General features: G+C 69.7%; 3 protein-coding genes. 2 read left to right on the plus strand and 1 reads right to left on the minus strand.

Features of this window, described 5'->3' with window-relative positions; genetic code table 11:
* Nucleotides 1-632: aminopeptidase N C-terminal domain-containing protein (locus ACIKT0_RS12050; RefSeq protein WP_407105574.1), on the plus strand; the 632-nt coding region annotated here is incomplete at its 5' end.
* A gap of 177 nt (nucleotides 633-809) precedes the next feature.
* The gene (locus tag ACIKT0_RS12055) at nucleotides 810-3,116 is read left to right on the plus strand and encodes a PAS domain-containing sensor histidine kinase (RefSeq protein ID WP_407105575.1); all 2,307 of its coding nucleotides are present in this window, start codon (nucleotides 810-812) and stop codon (nucleotides 3,114-3,116) included.
* Nucleotides 3,117-3,126: 10 nt separating this feature from the next.
* Here ACIKT0_RS12055 and ACIKT0_RS12060 read toward each other — a convergent pair.
* Nucleotides 3,127-5,675 (minus strand): bifunctional [glutamine synthetase] adenylyltransferase/[glutamine synthetase]-adenylyl-L-tyrosine phosphorylase (locus ACIKT0_RS12060; protein ID WP_407105576.1); only part of this gene is annotated, 2,549 nt, incomplete at its 5' end.

Consider the following 5,675-nt stretch of genomic DNA (forward strand, 5'->3'; position numbering starts at 1 on the left):
GGACCGGCGTGCGCAACTACCTCGCCCGCAACAACATGCGGGCGATGAAGATCGGCGACCGGGGGTTCTGCGATCTGCTCGCCGCCGGCGGCGACCGCAGCGGGGTCGAGCGCGCCTTCGGCCTCTACCGGACCGCGTCCAACATGACGGACCGCGTCATGGCGCTCCAGGTCCTGTCGCTCCACGCCACGGCCGAACGCGAGGAGGCGCTGGAGGACTTCGCGCAGCGCTACGGCGCCGACCCGTTGCTGATCGACAAATGGTTCCTGATCCAGGCGTCGGCGCCGCTGCCGGACACGCTCGACCGCGTCCAGTCGCTGATGGCCTCGCCGCTCTTTGACATGAAGAACCCGAACCGGGTGCGCTCGCTGATCGGGGCGTTCGCCTCCGGCAACCCGACCCAGTTCAACAAGGCGGACGGCCGCGGCTACGGCTTCCTCGCCGACGTGGTGACGGAGCTCGACGCCACGAACCCGCAGGTCGCGGCGCGGCTGCTCGGCGCGTTCCGCACGTGGCGCTCGCTCGAACCGCAGCGCCGGCGGCTCGCGGAATCCGCGCTTCAGCGGCTCGCCGCCCTGCCCCGGCTGTCGGCGGACGTCGGCGACATCGTCAGGCGCGCGCTGGCGGCCTGATCACGCGGCAACCGATTCTTTTGACTCAGCTTTTCGCCGCGCGGCGGGAAGTATTTAACAAGGGATTAATTCGCACTGGACAGCAGGCTACCGAATTGATTCTAATAGCTAAGTCGATTCGACGCGTGGGGGTTCCCGAATCGACTTTCATTAGTATTGTTCGGGAAGGACACTGCGATGGCGCGCGCCACCGTAGCGGGAATGCCATTGCGCCGCGGCGCACGGCAGATCGCAAAAGGATGGCTGAAGCTGCCGCGGCTCGATCTCGCGCCGCTTGAGCCTGTTCTGCGACGCAGCGTCCCTATCCTGATCGTCGTGTTCCTGCTGGTCTTCGGCGGCGGCGCGGTCCTCCAGGCGCTCGACGCCCGGCGGCTTGCGCTCCGCACGGCCTCCGACGACATGTCCGCCCTGGCCGCGGTGGCCGCGCTGCAACTGCCGAAGCTCGACGCCCTGAGCGACGCGGCGCTCCGGGACGCCTTCGTCGCCAGCCTGCCGGGCAACGCGATCGAGCACGGCCGCCGGCTCTACGTCGCCGATGAGACCGGCAAGATCGTCGCGTCGGCCGGCGCCCCGGAAGGGCAGCCGCCCGCCGATCTCGTGACGCTGCTCGGCGCGGCGCAGCCGCTGACCACCTTCGGCGAGCGCGCCGGGGTCATGATCCTGACGCTGCCCGACGGCGCGGCGGCCCTCGCCACGGTGCGCAACATTCCTTCCGGCCGTCCGGGCCAGATCGCCCTCGTGCAGAACGTCGACGACGCGCTCGCGCCCTGGCGGGCGAGCGCGCGCTCGTCCGTCACGCTCTATGCGTCGACGGGTTTCGTGCTGGCGCTGCTCGGGCTCGCCTTCCAGTGGCAGGCCGCGCGCGCCCGCCGCACCGACGACGTCTACGACCGGGTCCAGCACCGCATCGAGACCGCCCTGTCGCGCGGCCATTGCGGGCTGTTCGACTGGGACATCGCGCGCGGCCGCATCTTCTGGTCGCGCTCTCTGTTCGAGCTTCTCGGTCATCCGCCGCGCGAGCAGCTGGTCTCGTTCGGCGAGTTCAACTCGCTCGTGCATGCGGACGACATCGACCTCTATGCGCTCGCGGACGAGGTGGCCTCGGGCCGCACCTCGACCATCGACCGCGTCTTCCGCGTGCGGGACGCGCGCGACCAGTGGAAATGGCTGCGCGCCCGCGCCGAGGTGGTGCAGGGCAAGGCGGAGGACGGCGTCCGGCTGATCGGCATCTGCGTCGACGTCACCGAGCACCGCACCCTGGCGGAGCGGACCGCCACCGCGGACATGAGGCTTCGCGACGCGATCGAGACGATCTCGGAAGCCTTCGTGCTGTGGGACGCCTCCAACCGCCTCGTCACCTGCAACTCGAAGTTCCAGCAGCTCTACGAGCTCAAGGACGAGGCCGTGCGGCCGGGAACCCTGAGGGACGAGATCATCGCCGCGGGCCGGCAGCCGGTGATCGTCAACTCGGTCAGGCCCGACGGTCGGGTGGAGGACGGCGCGCGGTCCTACGAGGCCCAGATCGAGGACGGCCGCTGGCTGCGCATCAACGAGCGGCGCACCAAGGATGGCGGCTTCGTCTCGGTCGGCACCGACATCACCTCGCTGAAGCGTCAGGAAGAGCGCCTGATGGACAGCGAGAAGGCTCTGATGGCGAATGTCGCGGATCTTCGGAAGTCCCGGCAGACGCTGGAGATTCAGGCCCAGCAGCTCGCCGACCTCGCCGAGAAGTACGCCGAGCAGAAGAGCCAGGCGGAGTTCGCCAGCCAGGCGAAATCCGAGTTCCTCGCGAACATCAGCCACGAGCTCCGCACGCCGCTGAACGCGATCCTCGGTTTCTCCGAGATCATGGAGTCGGGGCTGTTTGGCCCCCTCGGCTCCGAGAAGTATTACGAGTATCTGCGGGACATCCGGGAGAGCGGCGTCTACCTGCTCGACGTCATCAACGACGTGCTCGACATGGCGAAGATCGAGGCCGGCCGGTTCAGGCTCGCCCGCGAGACGCTCGACATCGACAAGGTGGTGCTCGACGCGATGCGCGTGATCAGTCCGCGCGCGGAGGAGAAGTCGATCGCGGTGCGGGCTGAGGCCGCCTGCGGCGCCACCGTCGAGGTCGACCGCCGGGCGCTCAAGCAGATCCTGCTGAACCTGCTCTCGAACGCCGTGAAGTTCACGCCGGCGGGCGGCCGCGTCACCATCCGCACCCGGGCCGTCGGCGGCGCCATGAACCTCTATATCGAGGACACCGGCATCGGCATTCCAAAGGACGCGATCGACAAGCTCGGCCGCCCGTTCGAGCAGGTCGAGAACCAGTTCTCGAAGAGCCACAAGGGCTCCGGCCTCGGGCTCGCGATCGCCAAATCGCTGACCGAGCTGCATGGCGGGTCGATGCGCATCCGCTCCACGGTTGGGGTCGGAACGGTCGTGCTGGTGCGCCTGCCGCTGCGGGCGGACGAGGAGATCCGCGAGGAGCGGATCGCCTGAGGGCCGGGTGCTAGCGGAGCCCCGCCAGCACGCGTTCGAACGCCGCCCGGACCTCCTTCTGAAGCCCTTCCAGCGTCGCGGTCAGAACCGCGAAATCCGGCGCCTCCGCCGTCCGCGCGAGAAGCCGCTTCAGGCCCTCCCCCGCCTCGTCCGGATCGAACGGCTTTTCAGTCGCCAACCTGAGCGCCTGCGTCAGGTCCTGCTGAAGGCGCGCGCCCGCCCGGAACGTCCGCCACGCCTCGGCGTCGAGCAGCCCGGCCTCCCGCGCATGATCGAGCGCCGGAACGGTCGCGGTCGAGAGGATTTCCGGGTGCTTGGCGGCGTGGACGAGCTGCAGCGCCTGCGCCGCGAACTCGATGTCGACGAGGCCGCCCGGCGCGTGCTTGAGGTTCCAGGGGCCGCCCTCGCCTTTTTCGCGATCGAGCAGCGCCCGCATCTCGGCCACGTCGCTCGCGATCCTGGCGGCGTCTCTCGGCGTGTGGAGCACCTCGCCGATCGCCCGGCCCACCTCCCTGCGGAACGACCGGGGGCCGGCCACCACGCGGGCGCGCGAGAGCGCCATGTGCTCCCAGGTCTCCGCCTCGTCGGCCTGATACATTCTGAACGCCTTGAGGCGTGTCGCGAGCGGGCCCGAGCGGCCGGAGGGCCGCAACCGGAAGTCGACCTCATAGAGCACGCCCTCTGCGGTCGGCGCGGAGAGCGCCGCGACCAGCCGCTGCGTCAGCCGTGCATAGTACTGGCTTGGGGCGAGCGGCCGCGGCCCGTCGCTGTCTCCGGCGTCCTCAGGGTGCTCGTAGAGCAGGATGAGGTCGAGGTCGGACGCCGCCGTCATCTCCTGACCGCCAAGCTTGCCGAGCGCCACAACGGCGGCCGCCCCGCCCGCTATGCGTCCGTGAGCCGCCGCCAGCTCCTCCTCCACAAGCCGGAACACGGCCGCCACGAGCCCGTCGGCGATCAGCGCGAAGGCGGGGCCAGCCTGTTCGGCCGTCGCCGCGCCGGCCGCGACCCGTAGCGCGACCAGCGTCTTGAGCTCCTGGCCGACGATGCGCGCGCGATCCAGCGCGTCCTCGTAAGACCGCGCCTCCGAGAGCGCCTGCTGGATACGCCCATCGAGTTCGTCCCGCGTCGGCAGGTGTCCGAAGAAAGCCGGGTCGAGCAAGGCGTCGAGAACGCGCGGACGACGGGCGAGGATCTCCGCCAGCCGCGGCGCGGCGCCGAGCACCCCGCAGAGCAGTTCCAGGACCTCCGGATTCGCGCGGATCAAGGAGAGCAGCCCTACCCCGGAGGAGGTCTGCTCCAGCATCCGGTCGAAGCCGTTGATCACGGCGTCAGGGCGGTCGGACTTCGCGAAGGCGTCGAGCAGCAGGGGAACGAGCTCGGTCAGGAGCTCGCGCGCCTTGGCGGTCCGCATGGAGGCGTAGCGGCCGCGGTGCCATCCGCGGATCGTGCGCGACAGCGAGCTCGGCTCCGCGTAGCCAAGCGACGAAAGCGTCGCCAGCGTGTCCGGATCGTCGTCCTCGCCAGTGAACACCAGGCTGCCGATGTTGGCGGAGAGCGTGGGCGCATCCTCGAACAGGCGCGCGTAGTGCCGCTGCACGAGCTTCAGCCGAGCCGTCAGCGCCTTCGCGAAGGGCTCGCGGCCATCATAACCGGCGAAGCGCGCGAAGCGTTCGAGCGCCTCCGGTTCCTCGGGCAGTGAATGGGTCTGTTCGTCGGCCACCATCTGGATGCGGTGCTCGAGGCCACGCAGGAACCCATAGGCCTCCGCAAGTTCGTCGCGCGCCCGGGCGTCGATCCATCCGGCTTCGACCAGCCCGCCCAGCGTCTCGACTGTTCCGCGCGTGCGGAGCGAAGGGTCGCGGCCGCCGGCCACGAGTTGCTGGGTCTGGACGAAGAACTCGATCTCCCGGATGCCGCCGCGCCCGAGCTTGAGGTTGTGACCTTCGACGGCGATCTCGCCATGCCCCTTGTGGGCGTGGATTTGCCGCTTCATCGCGTGGATGTCGGAGATCGCCGCATGGTCGAGCGAGCGACGCCAGATGAACGGCGCGAGCTCGCTCAGAAAGGCCTCCCCGGCCGCGCTGTCGCCGGCCACGACGCGCGCCTTGATCATCGCGGCGCGCTCCCAGTTCTGGCCCACGCTTTCGTAATAGGACAGCGCGGCGTCGCGCGAGATGGCGACCGGCGTCGAGGACGGATCCGGACGCAGCCTGAGATCAACGCGCGCGACGTAGCCGTCGGCGGTGCGCTCCTGCAGCAGCTTCGCGATCGACTGCGTGACCCGCACGAAGAGCGGCGTGCGCTCCTCCCCTTCGGCGACGGGCGCGATCTCGGGATCGAAGAACGCGATCAGATCGACGTCGGAGGAGTAGTTGAGCTCGGAGGCGCCGAGCTTGCCCATCCCGAGCACGAAGAAGCCGGAGCCGACTTCCGGATCCTCGGGATTTGGCAGCGCGAGCTTGCCTGCGTCGTGCGCATCCCGCAGGGCGGCGCGGGTCGCGGCCCGGATGGCGGCGTCTGCGAACGACGACAGCGCTCCGGTGACGCGCGCCGCGTCCC

It is taken from the genome of Hansschlegelia beijingensis (assembly GCF_045505405.1).
In the GTDB taxonomy this organism is placed as follows: Bacteria; Pseudomonadota; Alphaproteobacteria; order Rhizobiales; family Methylopilaceae; genus Methylopila; species Methylopila beijingensis_A.